The 21,014-nt window shown below is 57.7% G+C and carries 25 protein-coding genes; 16 read left to right on the top strand and 9 right to left on the bottom strand.

Annotated elements, in window-relative coordinates:
• Nucleotides 1-577 precede the first annotated feature (577 nt).
• On the bottom strand, nucleotides 578-1,798 hold the full coding sequence (locus tag CKW16_RS00010; protein ID WP_008154477.1) for a CaiB/BaiF CoA-transferase family protein: 1,221 nt from the start codon (nucleotides 1,796-1,798) through the stop codon (nucleotides 578-580).
• Nucleotides 1,799-1,811: 13 nt separating this feature from the next.
• Nucleotides 1,812-2,993, bottom strand: a complete 1,182-nt coding sequence (locus CKW16_RS00015) for an acyl-CoA dehydrogenase (protein ID WP_095126727.1) — start codon at nucleotides 2,991-2,993, stop codon at nucleotides 1,812-1,814.
• Nucleotides 2,994-3,150: 157 nt separating this feature from the next.
• Here CKW16_RS00015 and CKW16_RS00020 point away from each other — a divergent pair, with 157 nt between their 5' ends.
• The 11 genes from CKW16_RS00020 (at nucleotide 3,151) to CKW16_RS00070 (ending at nucleotide 13,253) form a co-directional block, all read left to right on the top strand.
• Complete coding sequence (locus CKW16_RS00020) at nucleotides 3,151-4,050, top strand: LysR family transcriptional regulator (protein WP_095126728.1); 900 nt, start codon at nucleotides 3,151-3,153, stop codon at nucleotides 4,048-4,050.
• Between the two features lie 436 nt (nucleotides 4,051-4,486).
• Nucleotides 4,487-5,608, top strand: a complete 1,122-nt coding sequence (locus CKW16_RS00025) for a Re/Si-specific NAD(P)(+) transhydrogenase subunit alpha (protein ID WP_008154472.1) — start codon at nucleotides 4,487-4,489, stop codon at nucleotides 5,606-5,608.
• A gap of 15 nt (nucleotides 5,609-5,623) precedes the next feature.
• Entirely contained in the window at nucleotides 5,624-5,947 is a 324-nt protein-coding gene (locus CKW16_RS00030; RefSeq protein WP_003187010.1) for an NAD(P) transhydrogenase subunit alpha, read from the top strand.
• The gene (locus tag CKW16_RS00035) at nucleotides 5,947-7,383 is read left to right on the top strand and encodes an NAD(P)(+) transhydrogenase (Re/Si-specific) subunit beta (RefSeq protein ID WP_095126729.1); all 1,437 of its coding nucleotides are present in this window, start codon (nucleotides 5,947-5,949) and stop codon (nucleotides 7,381-7,383) included. The genes CKW16_RS00030 and CKW16_RS00035 overlap by 1 nt, the downstream gene beginning before the upstream one ends.
• Nucleotides 7,384-7,563: 180 nt before the next feature.
• Complete coding sequence (locus tag CKW16_RS00040; RefSeq protein ID WP_074872382.1) at nucleotides 7,564-9,057, top strand: acetyl-CoA hydrolase/transferase family protein; 1,494 nt, start codon at nucleotides 7,564-7,566, stop codon at nucleotides 9,055-9,057.
• A gap of 319 nt (nucleotides 9,058-9,376) precedes the next feature.
• The gene (locus tag CKW16_RS00045; RefSeq protein ID WP_008154465.1) at nucleotides 9,377-9,592 is read left to right on the top strand and encodes a DUF1127 domain-containing protein; all 216 of its coding nucleotides are present in this window, start codon (nucleotides 9,377-9,379) and stop codon (nucleotides 9,590-9,592) included.
• A gap of 257 nt (nucleotides 9,593-9,849) precedes the next feature.
• Nucleotides 9,850-10,059 carry a DUF1127 domain-containing protein gene (locus CKW16_RS00050; protein WP_095126730.1) on the top strand — a complete coding sequence of 70 codons (210 nt, stop codon included), beginning with the start codon at nucleotides 9,850-9,852 and terminating at the stop codon, nucleotides 10,057-10,059.
• 145 nt (nucleotides 10,060-10,204) lie between these two features.
• On the top strand, nucleotides 10,205-10,522 hold the full coding sequence (locus CKW16_RS00055; RefSeq protein WP_008044656.1) for a DUF2388 domain-containing protein: 318 nt from the start codon (nucleotides 10,205-10,207) through the stop codon (nucleotides 10,520-10,522).
• Nucleotides 10,523-10,629: 107 nt separating this feature from the next.
• On the top strand, nucleotides 10,630-10,947 hold the full coding sequence (locus tag CKW16_RS00060) for a DUF2388 domain-containing protein (RefSeq protein ID WP_095126731.1): 318 nt from the start codon (nucleotides 10,630-10,632) through the stop codon (nucleotides 10,945-10,947).
• A 27-nt stretch (nucleotides 10,948-10,974) separates the two neighbouring features.
• Nucleotides 10,975-11,295, top strand: coding sequence for a DUF2388 domain-containing protein (locus tag CKW16_RS00065; RefSeq protein ID WP_095126732.1), 321 nt, complete (start codon nucleotides 10,975-10,977; stop codon nucleotides 11,293-11,295).
• The gene (locus tag CKW16_RS00070) at nucleotides 11,292-13,253 is read left to right on the top strand and encodes a DUF4105 domain-containing protein (RefSeq protein WP_095126733.1); all 1,962 of its coding nucleotides are present in this window, start codon (nucleotides 11,292-11,294) and stop codon (nucleotides 13,251-13,253) included. The genes CKW16_RS00065 and CKW16_RS00070 overlap by 4 nt, the downstream gene beginning before the upstream one ends.
• Before the next feature lie 50 nt (nucleotides 13,254-13,303).
• On the opposite strand, the gene CKW16_RS00075 is transcribed toward CKW16_RS00070, so the two are convergent.
• From CKW16_RS00075 to trpB, 3 genes are all read right to left on the bottom strand, one after another.
• Nucleotides 13,304-13,759, bottom strand: coding sequence for an anti-virulence regulator CigR family protein (locus CKW16_RS00075; RefSeq protein ID WP_095126734.1), 456 nt, complete (start codon nucleotides 13,757-13,759; stop codon nucleotides 13,304-13,306).
• Between the two features lie 121 nt (nucleotides 13,760-13,880).
• Nucleotides 13,881-14,693, bottom strand: a complete 813-nt coding sequence (trpA, locus tag CKW16_RS00080) for a tryptophan synthase subunit alpha (RefSeq protein ID WP_095126735.1) — start codon at nucleotides 14,691-14,693, stop codon at nucleotides 13,881-13,883.
• The gene (trpB, locus tag CKW16_RS00085; protein ID WP_095126736.1) at nucleotides 14,693-15,928 is read right to left on the bottom strand and encodes a tryptophan synthase subunit beta; all 1,236 of its coding nucleotides are present in this window, start codon (nucleotides 15,926-15,928) and stop codon (nucleotides 14,693-14,695) included. The genes trpA and trpB overlap by 1 nt, the downstream gene beginning before the upstream one ends.
• A 125-nt stretch (nucleotides 15,929-16,053) precedes the next feature.
• On the opposite strand from trpB, the gene CKW16_RS00090 reads away from it, so the two are divergent.
• Complete coding sequence (locus CKW16_RS00090) at nucleotides 16,054-16,947, top strand: LysR family transcriptional regulator (protein WP_095126737.1); 894 nt, start codon at nucleotides 16,054-16,056, stop codon at nucleotides 16,945-16,947.
• Here the strand turns inward: CKW16_RS00090 and CKW16_RS00095 are convergent.
• Nucleotides 16,944-17,270, bottom strand: coding sequence for a YqjD family protein (locus CKW16_RS00095; RefSeq protein WP_095126738.1), 327 nt, complete (start codon nucleotides 17,268-17,270; stop codon nucleotides 16,944-16,946). The genes CKW16_RS00090 and CKW16_RS00095 overlap by 4 nt on opposite strands.
• 155 nt (nucleotides 17,271-17,425) lie before the next feature.
• Between CKW16_RS00095 and CKW16_RS00100 the strand changes: the two genes are divergently transcribed.
• Both CKW16_RS00100 and CKW16_RS00105 read left to right on the top strand, forming a co-directional pair.
• Nucleotides 17,426-17,641, top strand: coding sequence for a dodecin (locus tag CKW16_RS00100; protein ID WP_008027736.1), 216 nt, complete (start codon nucleotides 17,426-17,428; stop codon nucleotides 17,639-17,641).
• Between the two features lie 123 nt (nucleotides 17,642-17,764).
• Nucleotides 17,765-17,989 (top strand): DUF1161 domain-containing protein, encoded by a 225-nt coding sequence (locus CKW16_RS00105; RefSeq protein WP_095126739.1) that lies wholly within the window; start codon nucleotides 17,765-17,767, stop codon nucleotides 17,987-17,989.
• Nucleotides 17,990-18,053: 64 nt separating this feature from the next.
• Here the strand turns inward: CKW16_RS00105 and CKW16_RS00110 are convergent, their stop codons facing one another.
• Nucleotides 18,054-19,055 (bottom strand): LLM class flavin-dependent oxidoreductase, encoded by a 1,002-nt coding sequence (locus CKW16_RS00110; protein ID WP_095126740.1) that lies wholly within the window; start codon nucleotides 19,053-19,055, stop codon nucleotides 18,054-18,056.
• Between the two features lie 241 nt (nucleotides 19,056-19,296).
• Between CKW16_RS00110 and CKW16_RS00115 the strand changes: the two genes are divergently transcribed.
• Both CKW16_RS00115 and CKW16_RS00120 read left to right on the top strand, forming a co-directional pair.
• The gene (locus tag CKW16_RS00115; protein WP_046044847.1) at nucleotides 19,297-19,728 is read left to right on the top strand and encodes an OsmC family protein; all 432 of its coding nucleotides are present in this window, start codon (nucleotides 19,297-19,299) and stop codon (nucleotides 19,726-19,728) included.
• Between the two features lie 156 nt (nucleotides 19,729-19,884).
• Entirely contained in the window at nucleotides 19,885-20,118 is a 234-nt protein-coding gene (locus tag CKW16_RS00120; RefSeq protein ID WP_095126741.1) for a DUF1161 domain-containing protein, read from the top strand.
• Nucleotides 20,119-20,124: 6 nt separating this feature from the next.
• On the opposite strand, the gene CKW16_RS00125 is transcribed toward CKW16_RS00120, so the two are convergent.
• Both CKW16_RS00125 and CKW16_RS00130 read right to left on the bottom strand, forming a co-directional pair.
• Nucleotides 20,125-20,547, bottom strand: a complete 423-nt coding sequence (locus tag CKW16_RS00125) for a hypothetical protein (RefSeq protein WP_095126742.1) — start codon at nucleotides 20,545-20,547, stop codon at nucleotides 20,125-20,127.
• A gap of 40 nt (nucleotides 20,548-20,587) precedes the next feature.
• Nucleotides 20,588-21,010: a hypothetical protein gene (locus CKW16_RS00130; RefSeq protein ID WP_095126743.1), complete on the bottom strand. Its 423-nt coding sequence runs from the start codon at nucleotides 21,008-21,010 to the stop codon at nucleotides 20,588-20,590.
• Nucleotides 21,011-21,014: the final 4 nt, after the last annotated feature.

Here is a 21,014-nt window from a genome sequence, read left to right on the forward strand (position 1 = left end):
TCTCGCGGAGTAACTTGTGACGCTGATAATCTTGTTGACTATCAGTCTGACTCCACAAGCACCCACACGAATTGCTTGATTCAGTTGTTAAAGAGCGGTTGGTTAAGATCTTTCGTCTCAACCGAGGCGCGCATTCTACAGCAGCCTCTGTTGCTGTCAAGCGGTTATTTTCCGAAGTTTTCAAAGTTTCCTTTGCAACTTCAACCACTTGCGCTTGCGATCTCTCGTTAGCGGGAGGCGAATTCTACAGCGTTACTCGCTGCTGTCAACACCTCTTTTACACCGCTTTCGACCGAGAAGATCGAATCGCCCATCAAGCTAAACCACCCTGCCTGACCGACTCCTTCTGGACTTCGACGAGCTGAAGCAACTCGCTGTCGAAAACTGCGTAACTCACTGTTTACCAAGGAGTTTTCCGTTTCGACTGCGCCGGAAGTGGGGCGAATTATAGACTTCCAGAATCTGCCGTCAACCCTTAATTACGCTTTTCTATCAATCACTTGCAGGACGCCGGAAAACAGCCCGTTTCCTCTCTATATAGGAGAGTAAAACGACCCCCTCTATATAGAAGAAACCCTCAGAGTACCCCGGCCTCTTTGAATGCAGCCACAACGCCGGCATCCAGACCCAACACCCGCTGCAGAACCTCCAGCGTATGCTCCCCTAATAGAGGAGGCGCATTGCGATACTCCACAGGCGTTTCGGACAGACGAATCGGACTCGCCACTTGCGGCACCATCCCGGCCAGCACATGGGGCAGCTCGATCGCCAACCCGCGCGCCTTAACCTGAGGATCCGCAAACATCTGAGCCAGATCATTGATCGGCCCGCACGGCACACCTGCTTGCTCCAACTGCAGCACCCACTCAGCAGTCGTCTTGAACACCGTCGCCTGGCGGATAAGCGGAATCAACACCGCCCGATTCGCCACCCGCAACTTGTTGGTCGCAAAACGTGGATCATCTGCCCACTGCGGCTGACCAGCCACTTCAGCAAACTTGCGAAACTGCCCGTCATTACCCACGGTAAGGATGAAGTCTCCATCCGCCGTAGGAAAGTCCTGATAAGGCACGATATTCGGATGAGCATTACCCAGGCGCTTCGGAGCATTGCCCGTAGTCAGGTAATTCATTGCCTGGTTAGCCAGACAGGCCACCTGAACATCCAACAGCGCCATATCAATATGCTGACCGCCACCGTCATGGTCCCGATGCGCAAGCGCTGCAAGGATCGCCACGGTCGAATAGAGACCGGTCAAAATGTCCGTCAGCGCCACGCCGACTTTCACCGGCCCGGCACCCTCGTCCCCTTCGGGTCGCCCCGTCAGACTCATCAGACCGCCCAGCCCCTGGATCATGAAGTCATAACCCGCGCGCTTGGCATAAGGGCCTGTCTGGCCAAACCCGGTAATCGAGCAATAGATCAGATTCGGATTGATCGCCTTGAGCGATTCATAATCCAGCCCATAAGCCGCCAGACCACCGACCTTGAAATTCTCGATCAGGATGTCCGACTTCGCCGCCAGATCACGCACCAACTTCTGCCCTTCAGGCCGGGTGAAGTCGATGGTGACCGATTGCTTGTTGCGATTGGCCGACAAGTAATAGGCGGCCTCGCTGGTGTTCTCGCCATAAGCGTCTTTAAGGAAGGGAGGCCCCCAGGCGCGCGTGTCATCGCCATTGCCCGGGCGCTCGACCTTGATCACTTCGGCGCCAAGGTCAGCAAGGATCTGCCCGGCCCACGGTCCGGCCAGAACCCGCGATAAATCCAGTACCCGTAGATGCGAAAGCGCGCCCATGGCCGTTCTCCTATTAATAGAACGCCTGGATGCCAGTCTGCGCACGGCCGAGGATCAGTGCATGGACGTCATGCGTACCTTCATAGGTATTCACCACTTCCAGGTTGACCAAGTGGCGAGCAACACCGAACTCATCGGAAATACCATTACCACCCAGCATGTCACGCGCCATGCGGGCAATGTCCAGGGACTTGCCGCAGGAGTTGCGCTTCATCATCGAAGTGATCTCGACCGCCGCAGTACCTTCATCTTTCATACGACCCAGACGCAGGCAACCTTGCAGCGCCAGGGTGATTTCAGTCTGCATGTCGGCCAGCTTCTTCTGGATCAGCTGAGTGGCGGCCAATGGACGGCCGAACTGCTGACGATCCAGGGTGTATTGGCGAGCGGTGTGCCAGCAAAACTCGGCCGCGCCCAGCGCGCCCCAGGAAATGCCGTAGCGGGCCGAGTTGAGGCAAGTAAAAGGGCCTTTCAAGCCACGGACATCCGGGAAGATGTTCTCTTCAGGGACAAACACGTTGTCCATGACGATTTCGCCGGTGATGGATGCGCGCAAGCCAACCTTGCCGTGAATTGCAGGAGCGCTCAGGCCTTTCCAGCCTTTCTCGAGCACGAAACCGCGGATGTCGCCGGCATCGTCCTTACCCCAGACCACGAACACATCGGCGATCGGGCTGTTGGTGATCCACATTTTGCAGCCAGTCAGGCTGTAACCGCCTTCCACTTTGCGTGCACGAGTGATCATCGAGCCCGGGTCGGAACCGTGGTCAGGCTCGGTCAGACCGAAGCAACCGATCCATTCACCCGAAGCCAGTTTTGGCAGGTACTTCTGCTTTTGAGCTTCGGTGCCGAATTCATTGATCGGCACCATCACCAGCGAGGACTGCACACTCATCATCGACCGATAGCCAGAGTCGACGCGCTCGACTTCACGGGCTATCAGGCCGTAGCTGACGTAGTTCAGGCCGCTGCCACCATACTGCTCAGGGATAGTCGCGCCCAACAGGCCGATTTCACCCATCTCGCGGAAGATCGCCGGGTCGGTCTTTTCATGGCGGAAAGCTTCTAGAACACGCGGCGCGAGCTTCTGCTGAGCGAATTGCTCAGCGGTGTCGCGAATCATGCGTTCTTCTTCGGTGAGCTGTTGATCCAGCAGCAGGGGATCGATCCAGTTGAAGCTAGCTTTACCGCCCATGAGTGTGTCCTCTCGAATCGGGTCAAATAACGTGGGCTGATCCTAGGCCGGGTTCGGCGTTACGGCAAACGAGGATTTTGCATACTGTTGTGCTAATTTCTCACTCCGAAACATCGCAAAATAGCTTTTATGCGATGTATTAGTGAGGTTGACGTACATGCGCAGGAAAATCCCCAGCACAACTGCCCTGATCAGCTTTGAAGCAGCAGCTCGCCACGAAAGTTTTACCAAGGCAGCTCAGGAGCTTTCGCTCACTCAGGGCGCCATTTGCCGACAGATCGCCAGCCTTGAGGAATTCCTCAGCGTAGAACTGTTCCGACGCTCGCGACGTGGGGTCAAGCTGACGGAGGCCGGACTTTCCTACAGCCGCCGGGTGGCTACCCAACTCGATGCCGTTGAACGGGACACCTTGTCAGTGATGGGCCAGCAAGGTGCCAACGTGATCGAGCTGGCGGTGGTTCCAACCTTCGGCACTCAATGGCTACTGCCACGACTCAAGGATTTCCAGCAAAAACACCCGGAAGTGACGGTCAACCTCACCAACCGAACGCGCCCCTTCCTGTTTGCCGACACCGACTTCGATGCCGCGATCTATTTTGGCGATGCGGACTGGTCGGGTACCGAATCCCACAGGCTGATGGGCGAAAATCCGATGCCGGTATGCAGCCCCAACCTCATGGGGGAAAAGACAACCCTGTCTCCCGGCGACATCGCCGAATTGCCCCTGCTGCAGCAGACCACCCGCCCTTATGCCTGGCGCCAGTGGTTCAACTCTCAAAACCTAAATGTCCCGCGAGACATGACAGGACCGCGCTACGAGCTATTCTCCATGCTTGCCCAAGCGGCCATGCACGATATGGGAATAGCGCTGATTCCACCGTTCCTGATTCAACGTGAACTGGCCGAGAAGCGCCTGGTCATTGCCAACGCCCAAGCGTTATCAAGCATCAAGGCGTATTACTTGATGATTCCCGAGCGAAAGGTCGAATCGGCCTCTTTAAGGGCATTTCGCGATTGGCTGGTCAATCAGGCACAGAGCTACAGCCTAGAAGGATAAAGGCCTCGCCTGATTAACTGACCTCGTAGTCAGCAAAATCAAAGCACTACAGATATAAGTATTTGTCGCATATTCGAAGACTGTACCGACAAGCAGTACAAACGTCCCACAAGAGCCTGAAAACGTGGCCTTGAGCCTCTATTGCGGAGCAATAACGACTCATTCACCTGACCGATGCGTAAATTCTTCAATTTTCACAAGAATCCTTACAAGGCACGGCCTGCAAGGGATTGAACCGGTCAGTTGCGACATTCGGTCACGGGGTGACTTGTAGTTAATTTTCCGTCACCCGTCATAAACCCTTGAAGGGCACTAAGTTCGCCTGCAAAATGCCGCGCCCCGCCCTGATTTGGCGGGATCGTGCTGATCGGCCGCCCCCAGCCGCACCATCCGAAGTGCCTGGGTTTACTCAATAAGATCACGCAGGAGATTTGACGTGCACATTGGTGTTCCTCTCGAAACCCAGACCGGTGAAACACGGGTTGCTGCAACCCCGGAAACCATCAAGAAGCTGATCGGCCAGGGTCATAAGGTCACTGTGCAAAGCGGCGCCGGCATTAACGCCAGCGTTGTCGACAGTGCCTATGAAGCGGCAGGCGCAATTATTGGCAGCGCCAACGATGCGTTTGGTGCCGAGCTGATTCTCAAGGTGGTCGCCCCCAGCGACAGCGAACTGACGCTGATAAAAAGCGGCACCGTTGTGGTGGGCATGCTCAACCCGTTCAGCAATGAAACCATTGCCAAGCTGGCTGAGTGCGGCATTACCGCTTTCGCACTGGAGGCCGCACCACGCACCTCCCGCGCTCAGAGCCTGGATGTGCTGTCCTCCCAAGCCAACATCGCCGGTTACAAAGCCGTGTTGCTGGCCGCTCACCACTATCCACGCTTCATGCCGATGCTGATGACCGCTGCGGGCACCGTGAAAGCGGCGCGTGTGCTGATACTCGGCGCCGGCGTGGCCGGTTTGCAGGCGATCGCTACGGCGAAACGTCTGGGTGCAGTGATCGAAGCGTCTGACGTACGTCCTGCGGTAAAAGAGCAGATCGAATCCCTCGGCGCCAAGTTCGTCGACGTGCCTTATGAGACCGATGAAGAGCGCGAATGCGCCGTTGGTGTCGGCGGTTACGCACGACCAATGCCCGCCAGCTGGATGCAACGTCAGGCCCTGGCCGTGCACGAACGCGCCAAACAGGCTGACATTGTTATCACCACGGCACTGATCCCGGGCCGCAAGGCACCGACGTTGTTGAGCGCGGAAACCGTGGCGCAGATGAAGCCGGGCTCGGTGGTCATCGACCTCGCGGCAGCCCAGGGCGGCAACTGCCCGCTGACCGTGGCTGACCAGGTTGTGGTTGAGAATGGCGTGATTATTTGCGGCCCGACCAATCTGGCCGGCGCAGTCGCGGCAGACGCTTCAGCACTGTACGCGCGCAACCTGCTGGACTTCCTGAAGCTGGTCTTCAACAAAGAAGGCCAGTTCGAGATCAACCTCGAAGACGACATCGTCGCCGCGTGCCTGATGTGCCGCGACGGCCAAGTCATCCGCAAAAACGCCTAAGCAGGGATTCAGACGATGGAAGAGCTTATCTCCCCCGGTATCTACAACCTGATCATCTTCGTGCTGGCGATTTATGTCGGTTATCACGTGGTCTGGAACGTTACACCTGCACTGCACACGCCTTTGATGGCGGTGACCAACGCGATCTCGGCGATCGTGATCGTCGGCGCCATGTTGGCCGCGGCATTGACCGTCACACCTCTGGGCAAAACCATGGGCACCCTGGCGGTAGCTCTGGCAGCGGTGAACGTATTTGGTGGCTTCCTGGTTACCCGCAGGATGCTTGAGATGTTCAAGAAAAAAGCCCCAAAAGCAGTAAAAGAAGAGGCGCCTAAGTAATGAGCATGAATCTTGTAACGACGCTCTACTTGATCGCGTCGATCTGTTTCATCCAGGCCCTCAAAGGCCTGTCGCACCCGACCACGTCGCGGCGCGGCAACCTGTTCGGCATGCTTGGCATGGCGCTGGCCATCCTGACCACCGTGGGCCTCATCTATAAGCTCGGCGCAGAGCTGGCCACCGCCGGGATCGGCTATGTCATCGTCGGCCTGCTGGTCGGCGGCACGGCCGGTTCGATCATGGCCAAACGCGTTGAAATGACCAAGATGCCGGAACTGGTCGCCTTCATGCACAGCATGATCGGTTTGGCCGCAGTGTTCATCGCCATTGCGGCGGTGGTCGAGCCGCAGTCTCTGGGCATCGTCAAACAGTTAGGTGATTCGATTCCGGCCGGTAACCGCATGGAGCTGTTCCTTGGCGCAGCGATTGGTGCCATCACCTTCTCCGGTTCAGTAATTGCCTTCGGCAAGCTGTCGGGCAAGTACAAGTTCCGTCTGTTCCAGGGCGCACCGGTACAGTTCAGCGGTCAACACAAGTTGAACCTGGTGTTGGGCCTGGCGACGCTCGGCCTGGGCATCACTTTCATGCTGACCGGCAACCTTGGCGCCTTCGCCCTGATGCTGGCCCTGGCCTTCGTGATGGGCGTGCTGATCATCATCCCGATCGGCGGTGCCGATATGCCGGTGGTGGTGTCGATGCTCAACAGCTATTCCGGTTGGGCAGCAGCGGGTATCGGCTTCTCGCTGAACAACTCGATGCTGATCATCGCCGGATCGCTGGTGGGCTCTTCCGGTGCAATCCTCTCGTACATCATGTGCAAAGCGATGAACCGCTCGTTCTTCAACGTACTGCTCGGCGGTTTCGGCGGTGCAACGGAATCCGCAGGCCCCGCTGGCGCCAAGGAAGCTCGTCCGGTGAAGTCCGGCTCGTCCGATGACGCCGCGTTCCTGCTGACCAACGCCGACACCGTGATCATCGTGCCGGGCTATGGCCTGGCGGTGGCACGTGCCCAGCACTCTCTGATGGAACTGGCGGAGAAGTTGACTCACCGTGGTGTCACTGTGAAGTTTGCGATCCACCCGGTCGCCGGGCGGATGCCAGGACACATGAACGTCCTGCTGGCCGAGGCCGAAGTACCTTACGAGCAAGTGTTCGAGATGGAAGACATCAACTCCGAGTTCGGTCAGACCGACGTGGTGCTGGTGCTTGGCGCCAACGATGTGGTCAACCCGGCGGCGAAGAACGATCCGAAATCGCCGATTGCCGGCATGCCGATCCTCGAGGCCTACAAAGCCAAGACCGTCATCGTCAACAAGCGCTCGATGGCCAGCGGCTATGCCGGCCTGGACAACGAGCTTTTCTACCTCGACAAAACCATGATGGTCTTCGGCGACGCCAAGAAAGTCATCGAAGACATGGTCAAAGCCGTCGATTAAAACCTGCTCCAGCGCAATACCCAAAACCTCAGCCTTTAGTAGGCTGGGGTTTTTTATTGCCCGCTAAAAACCGACCAAAGGCTCTAAATCGGGGCTCTGCATTCGACCATGGTAGCGGGAGGAATTTTTTTGAAATCACTAGACTGCATACCTTGCTTTCGTTGCCCGAGATAACAATCCATGTACCGTGATCGTATTCGCTTGCCTTCGTTGTTGGATAAGGTGATGAGCGCCGCTGACGCTGCCGCTCTGATTGAGGACGGCATGACCGTCGGCATGAGTGGTTTCACTCGCGCCGGCGAAGCCAAAGCCGTGCCCCATGCATTGGCCGAGCGCGCCAAAATCACCCCGCTGAAAATCACGCTGATGACCGGCGCCAGCCTGGGCAATGACCTCGATAAACAGCTCACCGAAGCCGGCGTATTGTCACGACGCATGCCCTTCCAGGTCGACAGCACCCTGCGCAAAGCCATTAACGCCGGCGAAGTGATGTTCATTGACCAGCATCTGTCGGAAACCGTGGAGTCGCTGCGCAATCAGCAACTCAAGCTGCCGGACATCGCGGTGATTGAAGCTGTGGCGATCACCGAGCAGGGCCATATCGTGCCGACCACGTCGGTGGGTAACTCGGCCAGCTTCGCGATTTTCGCCAAACAGGTGATCGTCGAGATCAACCTGGCGCACAACCCGAATCTCGAAGGTCTGCACGACATCTATATCCCGACCTATCGGCCGACCCGCACGCCGATTCCACTGGTAAAGGTCGACGATCGCATTGGCAGCACTGCCATCCCGATCCCGCCGGAAAAGATCGTCGCAATCGTGATCACCAATCAGTCCGACTCGCCGTCCACCGTACTGCCGCCGGACGTTGATACCCAGGCCATTGCCGACCACCTGATCGACTTCTTCAAACAGGAAGTGGCTGCCGGGCGCATGACCAACAAGCTCGGCCCGCTGCAAGCCGGGATTGGCAACATCGCCAACTCGGTGATGTGCGGGCTGATCGACTCGCCGTTCGAAGACCTGACGATGTACTCCGAAGTGCTTCAGGACTCGACCTTCGACCTGATCGACGCCGGCAAGCTGAGCTTTGCTTCGGGCAGCTCGATCACCTTGTCGAGCCGTCGCAATACCGATGTTTTCGGCAACCTTGAGCGCTACAAGGACAAACTGGTCCTGCGCCCGCAGGAAATTTCCAACCACCCGGAAGTGGTGCGCCGGCTCGGCATCATCGGCATCAACACGGCGCTTGAGTTCGACTTGTACGGCAACGTCAACTCCACCCACATCTGCGGCACGCGGATGATGAACGGCATCGGCGGCTCGGGCGACTTTGCGCGCAATGCGCATTTGGCGATTTTCGTAACCAAATCGATCGCCAAGGGCGGCGCGATTTCCAGCGTGGTGCCGATGGTCAGCCACGTTGATCACACTGAGCATGACGTCGACATCCTCGTCACCGAGATCGGTCTGGCGGACTTGCGTGGCCTGGCGCCGCGAGAGCGCGCTCGGGTCATCATCGACAACTGCGTGCACCCGGACTATCGGCAAGCCCTGGATGACTACTTCACAGCCGCTTGTGCACTCGGCGGGCACACGCCGCATATCCTGCGTGATGCCCTGAGCTGGCACATAAACCTCGAAGAAACCGGGCGGATGCTCGCGGTGTAATTGGTACAGATAGCAGCTGACGCAAACACAGTTTCGTCAGCTTGCTGTTGCCAGACCAAATCCTGAATAAAACTGTACTGCTGTACCGGTCTTTTCCTACCGTAATTGCCTACCTTTTCGAGTCAACCAACCAAAAACGCACGATATTAGTGCAGACAAGTACAGTTGCCTCAATTTCGACCAGTACACCACCCTTTAACAGTTAACTGGTCCCTCACAATACAGGTGAACTGTATCTAGAGAGACTGGCCAAACGAGAGGATCATTGGCATCAGTTAAACCACTACCTAATCCCGCCATAAGCGGAAGGATGTCAACCATGGAACGTACACTCAGTTCCGAGCTGTTTTTCGAAGACAACGCTGTAAAAACCCAGGCTTCCACGCCTCTTCGCGTTCTCGCCAACCTGATGCTGTGGCAGCGCCGCATCTCCAGCCGCCATCAACTGGCTCGTCTGGATTCGCGTCTGCTGGCTGACGCAGGGATTAGCGAAGCACAACGCTACGAAGAGCTGAGCAAGCCGTTCTGGCGCTAAGTTAGCGTCGCTGGCTCTGACCCACCGGGTCCACCGCCAGCACTCCAAATTGAAAAAACAAAGCCCGTCGTGGGAAACCACGACGGGCTTTGTCGTTTTGGACCTCAACATGGGTCATACAGTAGAGCTTTCGCTTAACAGGTACAGTTTTACTATTTAAACAACTGAGCCAGTACAATTTCAGTGCGGTGTGTCTGTTGCGGAAGAGATGACGGGATCAACATGAAATCCCGTACTGCCAGCAAAAGGACCGCGCCATGAATCACTTACTGGATGTTTCCGTTTCCACACCTCAATCAACGCCTCGTTTCCTTTGGTTTCGTAGATTGCTGAGAGGCCTCGCCAACAGCCTTGAAAGGGCTCGAACCCGGCGTTTGTTGGGCCAACTCAATGACCGGCAGCTCTCAGACCTGAACATCAGCCACGCAGATCGTCTCAACGAGTTGGATAAACCGTTCTGGCGCTAGCTTCCTGCTTGAACAGACGGGACTGTTCGAACCGACACTCATAGGCCTAATATCCAGATGAAACGTGGCGAACGCTGCATGATTGGCGTCTGATTCAACAGACACTGCGCCACCTCTCAATCGGTTTATCCAAAGGAGTTTCACCATGTCCCGTCTTCGTCTGCTCAGCGCTGCAGCCCTGCTTGCCGTGGCCGCTAATTCCCACGCCACCAGCTTTATCGTGACCACCGACGCCGTCGTCGGCGCCCTCAAGGCCACGTCCGATGCGACCTCCGATGTCACTTCTTCCTTTCGCGATGACAAAATCGTGCGCGCCGCCCGTGACGACGCCGCCAGCTTCGTGGCCAGCGAAGGCGCCATTCGTGGCGTGAAACTGGAAAGCGCACTCGACCATATTCGCCACCAGGCACCTCAGCTGAACGCGACTGACGCACAACTGGCGCAAGCCATACTGACTATCTAAGCGTCACCACTGACGTGGGACACGCCCGCCGTGTCCCAATGTTTCGGCGCTGGCTCTAGACCGGGCGTTGCGCTAGCCTTGCGACTCGCCTTCAGCTATCGAGTCTCATGCGTTTTCTTTCAAATCTGTTGATCTCTCCGCTTTTCGTGGCCACCTGCTGGGTGGGCTCCGTCCATGCCTATGACGCCTTCAATCTGTCTACACAAGGCATCGTGGCTACCGGCTACGCCACAAGCATGGTGACCTCCGCTCCCTTCGACCGTAAGCTGCTACTCGCGGCACAAGATGATGCTGCGGCGTTCATCGCCAGTGACGGTCAACTGCGAGGAGCACAACTGGAGTCCGCCCTTATTTATCTGCGCCGGACCCAGCCAAAACTTCGTGCCAGCGACCTTGAACTGGCGCAGGCAATTCTCGTCCAATAGTTATCCTTGTTCTTGCGGAGTCGTTCCATGCGTAGCCCTCTGATTGTTGCCGCCCTTGGCCTTCTGTTATTGGCCGATGTGGCTCAGGCGCACACTTTGGTCGCCACCAGTAACATCCTCATCAATGCCACCCAACGCACGCTTGATTTCACTTCCGATACCACGACGTCCATCCGTGACTCGAAGATCGTTCGTGAAGCCCACGACGATGCGGCCAGTTTCGTCGCCAGCGATGGCGAGATTCGTGGCGCGCACCTGGAAGCGGCCTTCAACACGTTGCGCACCCGCGTACCGGAAGCTCGCGGCGCCAGTGATCAGGTTCTCGCCGAAGCCATCCTCGCACTGTGAGGTCCCCAGGCGCCTGGCTGTTGGCCGGGGTCATGTTGCTGCTCGGCAACACGGCTCAGGCTGACTTGCAATTAAGGCTTAAAACCGAAGGCCTCAGCCCCGCTCAACAACAAGCCAGTCAGGCGTTGCTCGATGAAGCCATGCAGGCGCTGCCGCCGCGGTTCATCGAGCAGCTAGACCGACGCATCGACGTCGGCTGGACCGATGACATGCCGAGCAACGCTTACGGCCAGGCGTCGCTGGTGTCCGAGCTCGATCTGAACCGCAACCTGCTTGCCAGCCTCACTGACGGCAGCGCCGCGACCAAAAAGACTTATCGTCCTCATGGCACCGTACGCCGCGAAATGCTTGCCACGGTGTTGCACGAACTCACCCACATCTACGACCGCTCGCGCCTGTGGCCAAACGCAGAGCGCACGCTGATTCAGCACTGCACCCGGCGCAACAGCAGCTCAGGGCTGATTGGCATTCCCGATCAATGCCGCGGCCAGTCCGACCGACGTTTTACGCTCAGCGACGACCCGCACCTGCTCGACCTCGCCGGCTGGCCACAGTATGTCGGCCGTCGTGGCGAGCGCGAACAGCACAACCGGCAAATTGCCCGCAGCCCCGACATTTACGAGACGAGCAGCCCCAAGGAGTTCGTCGCGGTCAACATGGAGTATTTCCTCCTCGACCCGAGCTACGCCTGCCGTCGTCCGGCGTTGTACCGCTACTACAAAGAACATTTCGGCTGGGCGCCCGCCGCTAAAGACACCTGCGGCAAATCCTTCTCCTTCCTCAATGCCGGCAACGATTTCGCCAAAACACCACTGGGCCAGGTCGATCCGGAACGGGTCTACGCCGTCGACTATCTGCTGGCAGAAGCCAACCAGAACTGGGTCAGTCGCTGGGGTCACAGCATGTTGCGGTTGGTGATCTGTGCACCCGGCCGCCCCCGTGGGCCGGATTGTCGGCTGGATCTGGATCAGCATCTGGTGTTGTCCTACCGCGCCTTCGTCGGTGACGTACAGCTGTCGAGTTGGGACGGATTGGTGGGCAAATACCCGTCGCGCCTGTTTGTCCTGCCGCTGGCCCAGGTGATCGACGAATACACCAAGACCGAACTGCGCAGCCTGGCTTCGGTGCCGCTGAACCTGTCGCGCAGCGAGATCGAAGACGTGGTGGAACACGCCGCCGAAATGCACTGGAGTTACGACGGCAACTACTTCTTCCTGTCCAATAACTGCGCTGTAGAGGGCCTGAAGTTACTGCGTAGCAGTACCAACAATACAAAACTGGTCGGGTTGGACAGCATCATGCCCAACGGTTTGCTGGAAGTGCTCAAGGGCCGCGGACTGGCGGACACCAGCGTGCTGGACGATCCCCGCGAAGCGCTGCGCCTGGGCTACCGATTCGACTCCTTCCGCGATCGTTATCAAGCGATGTTCGAAGTGCTGAAGAAGCACTTGCCGATCAAGCAGGAAAAGGTCGAAGACTGGCTCTCATTGAAAGCTGAAGAGCGCCGGCAATGGATCGACCAAGCCGATTTGCGCACCAGCGCAGCCTTGCTGTTATTGGAGCAGGCAGCCTTCCGTCAACAATTGGTGCTGGCCCAGGACGAAGTAAAGCAACGTTATCTGGGCGCTCGGGAATTGAAGAACGGCGGCATGGACAAGGCCAACGCGACCTTGCAGCAAATTCTTGCCAACAGCGGCTTCCTCAGCCGTCCGGCGGAGCTGCTTGGTACCGGAGGTTATGGATTGCCGCAGCCAAGTGAGTGGCAGCGTCTGGAATCGGAAAGCAGCCTGCGGCAGAAACAGCTTCAGGCGCTGACAGGCGATCTGGACAAGGAAGTGAGAGCGCTCCTCGAACCGAGCCGTGCAGCCGAAATGGCCGCCAATGAAGCCAACCTGAAGCAGGTTGGCGAGCATCTGAGGAAGTTGCACAAGGCTGCGGGCGGCTTGGAGTTGCCGTAACCAACAGGCTTCGCGGCTAATCCGCGAAGCCTTCAACACCTACCTGCTATTCAAAGCACCCCTTCGAGAATTTCATAAACGATCCCGGTTCCTACGGCGATCAGCACAATATCGCCACCCGCACGGCGCCATTCGTACCCCGGGTAATATGGCAGCCGGCCCAAGGCACGGTTATCGAGGCGTTCGCCGTAATAGCCGTGAGGCAGCGGTCGGCCACGCACCAAATGAATACCTGGAGGTGGCGGAGCACCGCGCACGAAATAGCCATGGTTATCGTGGATAGTCTGGCGCACCGGGCCGAAGTCCCGTGGCGGAGGGCCGCCGCGATGATTGTCCTGCGGGCCACGGTGATCGTCGCCATGATTGTCACCGCGGTTATCGTTATGGCCTTGCTGCGGGCCGCCGCGGTCGTGATCGTCGTGCTGATCAGCACTCGCACTCAGCAACGGGGTGGCACTGAGCATCAGCACACCCAGGCTGGCAATCAGACGTTTCGGCATTTTCATCGGGTCTTTCCTCACTGCACATACAGCAAAAAGGGCTTCAGAACGTAGTCCTGAAGCCCTCGGTCTTGCTGTTTAGTCTGTGCCGCGAGGCTCTAATTCCTCTGTATCAGGAACTTTACCTTCAGCTGACGCGGGCTTTACGCACGCCGTCTGCCAGCGCCGAGCAAAGGCTCAACACGCCATCAACTGCCTGATCCGGCGTTGACGCATTGGCGATGTGATCGATCAACGCCGAACCCACCACCACGCCATCAGCCAGACGCGCGATGGACGCCGCTTGCTCCGGTGTACGAATACCGAAACCGATGCTGATCGGCAGATCGGTGTGGCGACGCAGACGCGCAACCGCTTCTTCAACATGCTCCAGCGTCGCCGCGCCCGCACCGGTCACACCGGCAACAGACACGTAATAGACGAAGCCTGAGCTGCCGTTCAGGACAGTCGGCAGGCGCACATCGTCAGTCGTCGGGGTGGTCAGGCGGATGAAATCCAAACCTGCGGCCTGGGCCGGGTCGCACAGTTCGCCGTTATGCTCCGGCGGCAAGTCGACCACGATCAACCCGTCAACGCCGGCCTCTTTCGCATCGGCAATGAAACGCGGCACGCCATACATGTGGATCGGGTTGAAGTAACCCATCAGCACCAGCGGCGTCTCGGTATTGCCTGCACGGAACTCGCGAACCATTTGCAGGGTTTTCGCCAGGTTCTGCTTGGCGCCGAGGGCGCGGATGTTGGCCAACTGGATTGCCGGGCCATCGGCCATCGGATCGGTGAAAGGCATGCCCAACTCGATCACGTCGGCACCGGCGCCAGGCAGGCCTTTGAGGATCGCCAGAGAGGTGTCATAGCTCGGGTCGCCAGCGGTCACGAAGGTCACCAGGGCGGCACGATTCTGTTCCTTGAGTTCGGCAAAACGCGTTTGCAGGCGGCTCATCAGTGTTTCTCCTGCTTGGACTGCTCTTGTTGAGAGTTTTCCATGTGGTGCATCACGGTTTGCATGTCTTTGTCGCCACGGCCGGACAGGTTGACCACCATCAGGTGATCTTTCGGCAGGGTCGGTGCGCGTTTGAACACTTCGGCCAGGGCATGGGCGCTTTCCAGTGCAGGAATAATCCCTTCCAGGCGGCAGCATTTGTGGAACGCATCGAGGGCTTCGTCGTCGGTTACCGAGGTGTACTGGACGCGGCCGATGTCATGCAACCAGGCGTGTTCCGGGCCGATGCCTGGATAGTCGAGGCCGGCAGAGATTGAGTGAGCGTCGATGATCTGGCCGTCGTCGTCCTGCAGCAGGAAGGTACGGTTGCCGTGCAGTACGCCCGGTACGCCGCCGTTCAGGCTGGCCGCGTGCTTGCCGGTTTCAATACCGTAGCCGGCAGCTTCAACGCCGATGATCTCGACGCTTTTGTCGTCGAGGAACGGGTGAAACAGGCCCATGGCGTTGGAACCGCCACCGATGCACGCCACCAGGCTGTCCGGCAGACGACCTTCCTGGTCTTGCAGTTGCGTACGGGTTTCTTTGCCGATAACAGCCTGGAAGTCGCGAACCATCGCAGGATAAGGGTGCGGACCGGCCACAGTGCCAATCAGGTAGAAGGTGCTGTCGACGTTGGTCACCCAGTCACGCAGGGCTTCGTTCATCGCATCTTTCAGGGTGCCGGTACCGGCCACGACCGGGATCACTTCGGCGCCCAGCAGCTTCATGCGAAATACGTTGGCCTGCTGACGTTCGATGTCAGTGGTGCCCATGTAGATCACGCAATCGAGGCCAAAACGTGCAGCCACGGTGGCGGTCGCCACGCCGTGCATGCCAGCGCCAGTCTCGGCGATGATGCGTTTCTTGCCCATGCGTCGCGCCAGCAGAATCTGGCCGATGCAGTTGTTGATCTTGTGCGCGCCGGTGTGGTTCAGCTCTTCGCGCTTGAGGTAAATCTTCGCGCCGCCGCAGAACTCTGTCAGACGTTCGGCAAAGTACAGTGGGCTTGGGCGACCTACGTAGTCGCGCTGGAAGTAGGCCAATTCTTCTTTGAATGCAGGATCATCCTTGGCCAATTCGTATTCACGGGCCAGATCGAGGATCAACGGCATCAGGGTTTCGGCGACGTAACGGCCGCCGAACGCGCCAAACAGGCCGTTGGCGTCGGGGCCGTTGCGCAGATTAGTCTGGGTCATGGGTCGCTCCAGTTGAATGCGTGGGATGATGCTTTTGAAAAGAGAGTGGGCTAACTCTACCCCTGACGCCTTGAGCTGAAAACCGATAAGATCGCTGCAACCTGTCAGGAAAACTCACAGATCTCATGAGCCATGACCTTCCCCCGTTGAACGCCCTTCGGGCCTTCGAAGCGACTGCCCGCCTGAATAGCGTCAGCAAGGCGGCCGAACAGCTGCACGTCACCCATGGTGCGGTCAGCCGGCAACTCAAGGTGCTTGAAGAACATCTGGGCGTGAGCCTGTTCATCAAGGAAGGCCGCGGCCTTAAACTCACAGATGCGGGCATTCGTTTGCGCGATGCCAGCGGCGAGGCGTTCGAGCGTTTGCGGACTGTTTGTGCAGAGCTGACCCAAAGCACCGCCGACGCACCGTTCGTACTGGGTTGCTCGGGCAGCTTGTTGGCACGCTGGTTTATTCCCAGGTTGGGACGATTGAATACCGACCTGCCGGACCTGCGCCTGCACCTGTCGGCTGGCGAGGGTGATCTCGATCCACGTCGCCCGGGACTGGACGCCTTGCTGGTGTTTGCCGAGCCACCGTGGCCAGCGGACATGCAAGTCTATGAGTTGGCGAGCGAACGGATCGGCCCGGTCATAAGCCCGCGATTCGCCGGCTTCGAACGACTGCAAGACGCACCGCCCGCAGCGCTGCTGAGCGAGCCATTGCTGCACACCACCTCACGCCCGCAGGCCTGGCCAAGCTGGGCACAACAAAGCAACCTCGACGCCAAAGCATTGAAGTACGGACAGGGTTTCGAGCATTTGTATTACTTGTTGGAGGCCGCAGTGGCCGGCCTGGGTGTGGCGATTGCGCCCGAGCCGCTGGTCGCTGAGGACTTGAAGGCCGGGCGCCTGGTTGCGCCATGGGGCTTCAGTGAAACCCCGGCGCAACTGGCGTTGTGGCTACCCAAGCGCGCCGCGGACGGGCGCGCTCGGCAACTGGCGCAGTGGCTCAAAAACGAGCTGAGCCAGACGGATTAGTCACCGCGTTTGAACAGCAGATAAGCCGCGAGCAGCCCCAATGCACCGACAGCCACACCCGCTGTCGTCCAAGGGTGTTCCTGGGCGTAATCCCGCGTGGCAATCCCGGTTTCACGGGTTTTGACTTTGACGTCTTCGTACGCATCGCTGAGCAGATGACGCGAATGCTTCAGCGCATTCTCGGCGTTGCTTTTCAAGGCTTTAAGGGTTTTACGCGACTCGTCCGAGGCGTCGTCCTTCAGGTTTTCCAAAGACTTCAGCAGACTCTCGATCTCGGCTTCCATGCTTTGCAATGAGGCTTTACGTAAAGAGGTGTTGGCCATGGTGGCTCTCCTGCATTGATTGAGTTGCGTGTGTTGGTTGGGACTTCAGGGGTTCGAGAAAGTGCAGTAAATCTGAACTTCCACTTCGGATTGGCCGACAGAAGTAATACGAAAAATCACTGCTAGGCTGTATTTCACACCCTGAGGAGAACGCCATGACTGACCATCACACCTACAAGAAAGTCGAACTCGTCGGCTCGTCCACCAGTAGCATTGAAGACGCCATCAACAACGCACTGGCCGAGGCCAGCAAAAGCCTAAAATATATGGAATGGTTTGAAGTGACCGAAACCCGCGGGCACATCAAGGACGGTAAGGCAGCGCACTTTCAGGTGACGCTCAAAGTCGGGTTCCGGATTGCCAGTAGCTGAGTTTGAGCTAGTCTTCTGAGCCTGCGCGCTGGCCGAGCGCCATAGGGAATGGCAAAGCGCTACATATTTACATCCGGCTGATTGCTGGGTGACCCTATTGACCCGACCAGGGAATGCGACCCGATGAAGAATTTTATTTTAGCGGTAGGTTTGTTGATTTTTGCGGGAACAGCCCTGGCCCAGGGCAAGTCGTGCGAAGAGCTAAAAGCTGAAATCGCCGCGAAACTGGATGCCAAGGGCATTGCTAATTATTCACTGGAAATCGTCGATAAAGGCGCTGCCGCTGACGGCAAAGTCGTCGGCACTTGTGAAAAAGGTTCCAAGCAAATCGTCTACAAGCAGGGCTGACCGCCCTCGAAAATGAAAAAGCCGACGCAATGACGTCGGCTTTTTTGCGCTCGCGATTTGAGCGTCAGCCCTTCATGACCTGGGCCAGCAGTTCATAGGAGTGCACGCGATCGGCATGTTCGTACAGGTCGCAGGTAAAAATCAGCTCGTCCGCCTGGGTCTGCTCGATCAGCACTTCCAGTTTTGCGCGGATTTTCTGCGGACTGCCAACCATCGCCAGGCCAAGGAAATCGCCGACCGCCTCTTTCTCATGAGGCAGCCACAGGCCGTCCATGGTTTTTACCGGCGGACGTTGCACCAGGCTCTGGCCACGCATCAACGCCAGGATGCGCTGATAGACCGAGGTTGCCAGATAATCGGCCTGCTCGTCGGTGTCGGCAGCCACCAAGGGCACACCGAGCATTACGTAGGGCTTATCCAATATTGCTGAAGGCTTGAAGTGATTGCGGTAGACGCGAATGGCCTCATGCATGAAGCGCGGTGCGAAATGTGAAGCGAAGGCGTAGGGCAAACCGCGTTCACCCGCCAGTTGCGCACTGAACAAGCTGGAGCCCAGCAGCCAGACCGGGACGTTGGTGCCCGTGCCTGGCATTGCGATGATCCGCTGGTCCGGAGTACGTGGGCCGAGGTAACGCATCAGTTCGGCAACATCTTCCGGGAATTCGTCGGCGCTGCCGGAGCGTTCACGACGCAAAGCGCGGGCGGTCATCTGGTCGGAACCGGGTGCACGGCCCAGGCCCAGGTCGATCCGGCCCGGGTACAGACTTTCGAGCGTGCCGAACTGCTCGGCGATCACCAGCGGCGCGTGGTTTGGCAGCATCACACCGCCCGAGCCAACACGAATGGTCGAGGTGCCGCCAGCCAGGTAGCCAAGCAGTACCGAAGTCGCCGAACTGGCAATGCCGTCCATGTTGTGGTGTTCGGCAACCCAGAAACGGTTGTAGCCGAATTTTTCGACGTGCTGAGCCAGGTCCAGGGAATTGCGCAGCGACTGGGCCGCGCTGCCGTTCTCCCGCACGGGCACCAGATCGAGGGTCGAGAACTTGATATCGGACAGTCGTTTCATAAGCCTGCTTCTCCAATTGAGGGCGCAGGTTTTTTCTTACAAACGAAAACCTGCCGAATCTATAAGCGTGATTCATGCAATGAGGGCATATACCCGAGTTTCAATGGCAGAGCCAAAATTCCTACGAAATAAGAGGACCGATCAGATCAGGTGAACTTTGCACCACGGTCTATCCTCAGAACCCTAGCAACCGAAAACCACAAAGGCGCGACGCTTCGCGCCGGATCTTGAGGAGGCAGACATGGCTATTACGAAGAAAGCATCGGCTCATTGGGAAGGTGACCTGAAAACCGGTATCGGCTCGATTTCCACGGAAACCGGTGTCCTCAGAGAAGCGCCCTACGGCTTCAAGGCCCGTTTCGAAGGCGGCAAGGGCACCAATCCGGAAGAGCTGATCGGAGCAGCGCACGCGGGCTGCTTCTCCATGGCGTTTTCGATGATTCTCGGCGATGCCGGTCTCAAGGCTGACAGCATCGATACCAATGCCGAAGTTACCCTGGACCAGGTGGACGGCGGATTCGCGATCACGGCAGTGAAATTGATACTCAAAGCGAAGATTCCTGGGGCGACTCAGGCTCAATTTGAGGAATTGAGCAATAAAGCCAAAGAAGGCTGCCCGGTATCCAAAGTGCTGAATGCGAAAATCAGTCTGGATGCAACATTGATCAGCTGATAGGGGTTGTCGCGCTCACCGATAAAAGATCGCAGCCTCGGCGGGCTGCGTTCTTTTTTTGCGCTGAAACAAAACCTGGCTGGCGAGATTGTGGTCGAATAAATGACAGCAGCTAAAGCGCATTACCGTGCGCGCTGCCTCAAAGGAGCTTCAACCATGAAACGTTTTGCCTTGGCGATTATCTGTTGCGCGCTGGCCACACCGGCCCTGGCGGCAACGAAATCCTGTGAAGAACTCAAAGCCGAGATTGAAGCCAAGATCCAGGCCAATAACGTCTCGTCCTACACGCTGGAAATCGTCACCAACGACGAAGTACACGATCAGAATATGGTCGTTGGCTCGTGCGAAGGCGGCACGAAGAAAATCATCTACCAGAAGAACGACCGCTGATTCACCTCACATGAGGCAATAGGACTCTCGATCTTCAGCGACGATTTCACGCTTGGCGTTGTACAACCGGGCGCCGGGGGTGAACGCTATCGAACGGCCTTCCAGCACATAACGCTGGCCGGCTTCGAAATAATCGTAGTTGATGGTCAGGTAGCACAAGCGTTCCGAGGGGCCGTTCATCATGCCCAGGCCCCCACCACCGGGCACTTCAAAGTCGAATCGAACGATCAGCTCATGGCTACCGGGGGTGACCTGGAAAAAACGCCCGTCACGCAATCGCTGATTGTCCAGGCGTTCGGCCATCAGCAATTTATCGTTGGGGAATGGCGTAGAAAACTCGACCCAGGCCATCTGCGGATTAACCGCTGGCAACGGGCTCTGACAGCCAGCAACGATGCTTGCAGCAAGTAACAGCGTTAACCTGCGCATGATGATTTTCTCAAGGACTAGTCCTTTAGAATAACGCCGATCAGGTGCGTTGGCAGCCTGCCGGTACACCCTGGCCAATCACTTTTCGCTGCTGATCATAGAGCTTTGCCCACGGCCGAAAGCCGATATTTCCTGCTTTCAGCTGATACCGCTCGCCGGCATTGAAGTCGTTGAATTTCACGTTTATCTGGCAGTCACGCCATAGCGGTTCGGCGTCGGGCCCGATGTTGGTGGGTGCGACCGGGAATTGGTAACGAACCGTCAACTCATGGCTACCCGGCGGAACCTCGAAATAGCGCTTGTCGGTGGCGGCCTTGTCATCGACTTCCAGCGCTTGCAGCGCGGTGTCTTCCTGCTTCGAATCCAGGTCGATCCACGCTTGAGCCGGATCATGGCGGGGTAATCCGAATCCAGCACAACCTGCCAGCAACAGCAGGCTTCCTGTCAGCATCAACGTGCGCATAGCG

The sequence above is a fragment of the Pseudomonas sp. Irchel s3h14 genome, assembly GCF_900187425.1.
In the GTDB taxonomy this organism is placed as follows: domain Bacteria; phylum Pseudomonadota; class Gammaproteobacteria; order Pseudomonadales; family Pseudomonadaceae; genus Aquipseudomonas.

Bases quoted from the DNA above. Each gene is read 5' to 3' on its own strand.
- CKW16_RS00115 (WP_046044847.1), top strand. From the start codon at position 19,297: ATGGCTATTACGAAGAAAGCATCGGCTCATTGGGAAGGTGACCTGAAA.
- CKW16_RS00060 (WP_095126731.1), top strand. From the start codon at position 10,630: ATGCGTTTTCTTTCAAATCTGTTGATCTCTCCGCTTTTCGTGGCCACC.
- CKW16_RS00020 (WP_095126728.1), top strand. From the start codon at position 3,151: ATGCGCAGGAAAATCCCCAGCACAACTGCCCTGATCAGCTTTGAAGCA.
- CKW16_RS00040 (WP_074872382.1), top strand. From the start codon at position 7,564: ATGTACCGTGATCGTATTCGCTTGCCTTCGTTGTTGGATAAGGTGATG.
- CKW16_RS00035 (WP_095126729.1), top strand. From the start codon at position 5,947: ATGAGCATGAATCTTGTAACGACGCTCTACTTGATCGCGTCGATCTGT.
- CKW16_RS00010 (WP_008154477.1), bottom strand. From the start codon at position 1,798: ATGGGCGCGCTTTCGCATCTACGGGTACTGGATTTATCGCGGGTTCTG.
- CKW16_RS00050 (WP_095126730.1), top strand. From the start codon at position 9,850: ATGAATCACTTACTGGATGTTTCCGTTTCCACACCTCAATCAACGCCT.
- CKW16_RS00055 (WP_008044656.1), top strand. From the start codon at position 10,205: ATGTCCCGTCTTCGTCTGCTCAGCGCTGCAGCCCTGCTTGCCGTGGCC.
- CKW16_RS00090 (WP_095126737.1), top strand. From the start codon at position 16,054: ATGAGCCATGACCTTCCCCCGTTGAACGCCCTTCGGGCCTTCGAAGCG.
- CKW16_RS00075 (WP_095126734.1), bottom strand. From the start codon at position 13,759: ATGAAAATGCCGAAACGTCTGATTGCCAGCCTGGGTGTGCTGATGCTC.
- CKW16_RS00030 (WP_003187010.1), top strand. From the start codon at position 5,624: ATGGAAGAGCTTATCTCCCCCGGTATCTACAACCTGATCATCTTCGTG.
- CKW16_RS00130 (WP_095126743.1), bottom strand. From the start codon at position 21,010: ATGCGCACGTTGATGCTGACAGGAAGCCTGCTGTTGCTGGCAGGTTGT.
- CKW16_RS00110 (WP_095126740.1), bottom strand. From the start codon at position 19,055: ATGAAACGACTGTCCGATATCAAGTTCTCGACCCTCGATCTGGTGCCC.
- CKW16_RS00100 (WP_008027736.1), top strand. From the start codon at position 17,426: ATGACTGACCATCACACCTACAAGAAAGTCGAACTCGTCGGCTCGTCC.
- CKW16_RS00065 (WP_095126732.1), top strand. From the start codon at position 10,975: ATGCGTAGCCCTCTGATTGTTGCCGCCCTTGGCCTTCTGTTATTGGCC.
- CKW16_RS00095 (WP_095126738.1), bottom strand. From the start codon at position 17,270: ATGGCCAACACCTCTTTACGTAAAGCCTCATTGCAAAGCATGGAAGCC.
- CKW16_RS00105 (WP_095126739.1), top strand. From the start codon at position 17,765: ATGAAGAATTTTATTTTAGCGGTAGGTTTGTTGATTTTTGCGGGAACA.
- CKW16_RS00015 (WP_095126727.1), bottom strand. From the start codon at position 2,993: ATGGGCGGTAAAGCTAGCTTCAACTGGATCGATCCCCTGCTGCTGGAT.
- CKW16_RS00120 (WP_095126741.1), top strand. From the start codon at position 19,885: ATGAAACGTTTTGCCTTGGCGATTATCTGTTGCGCGCTGGCCACACCG.
- trpA (WP_095126735.1), bottom strand. From the start codon at position 14,693: ATGAGCCGCCTGCAAACGCGTTTTGCCGAACTCAAGGAACAGAATCGT.
- CKW16_RS00045 (WP_008154465.1), top strand. From the start codon at position 9,377: ATGGAACGTACACTCAGTTCCGAGCTGTTTTTCGAAGACAACGCTGTA.
- CKW16_RS00125 (WP_095126742.1), bottom strand. From the start codon at position 20,547: ATGCGCAGGTTAACGCTGTTACTTGCTGCAAGCATCGTTGCTGGCTGT.
- trpB (WP_095126736.1), bottom strand. From the start codon at position 15,928: ATGACCCAGACTAATCTGCGCAACGGCCCCGACGCCAACGGCCTGTTT.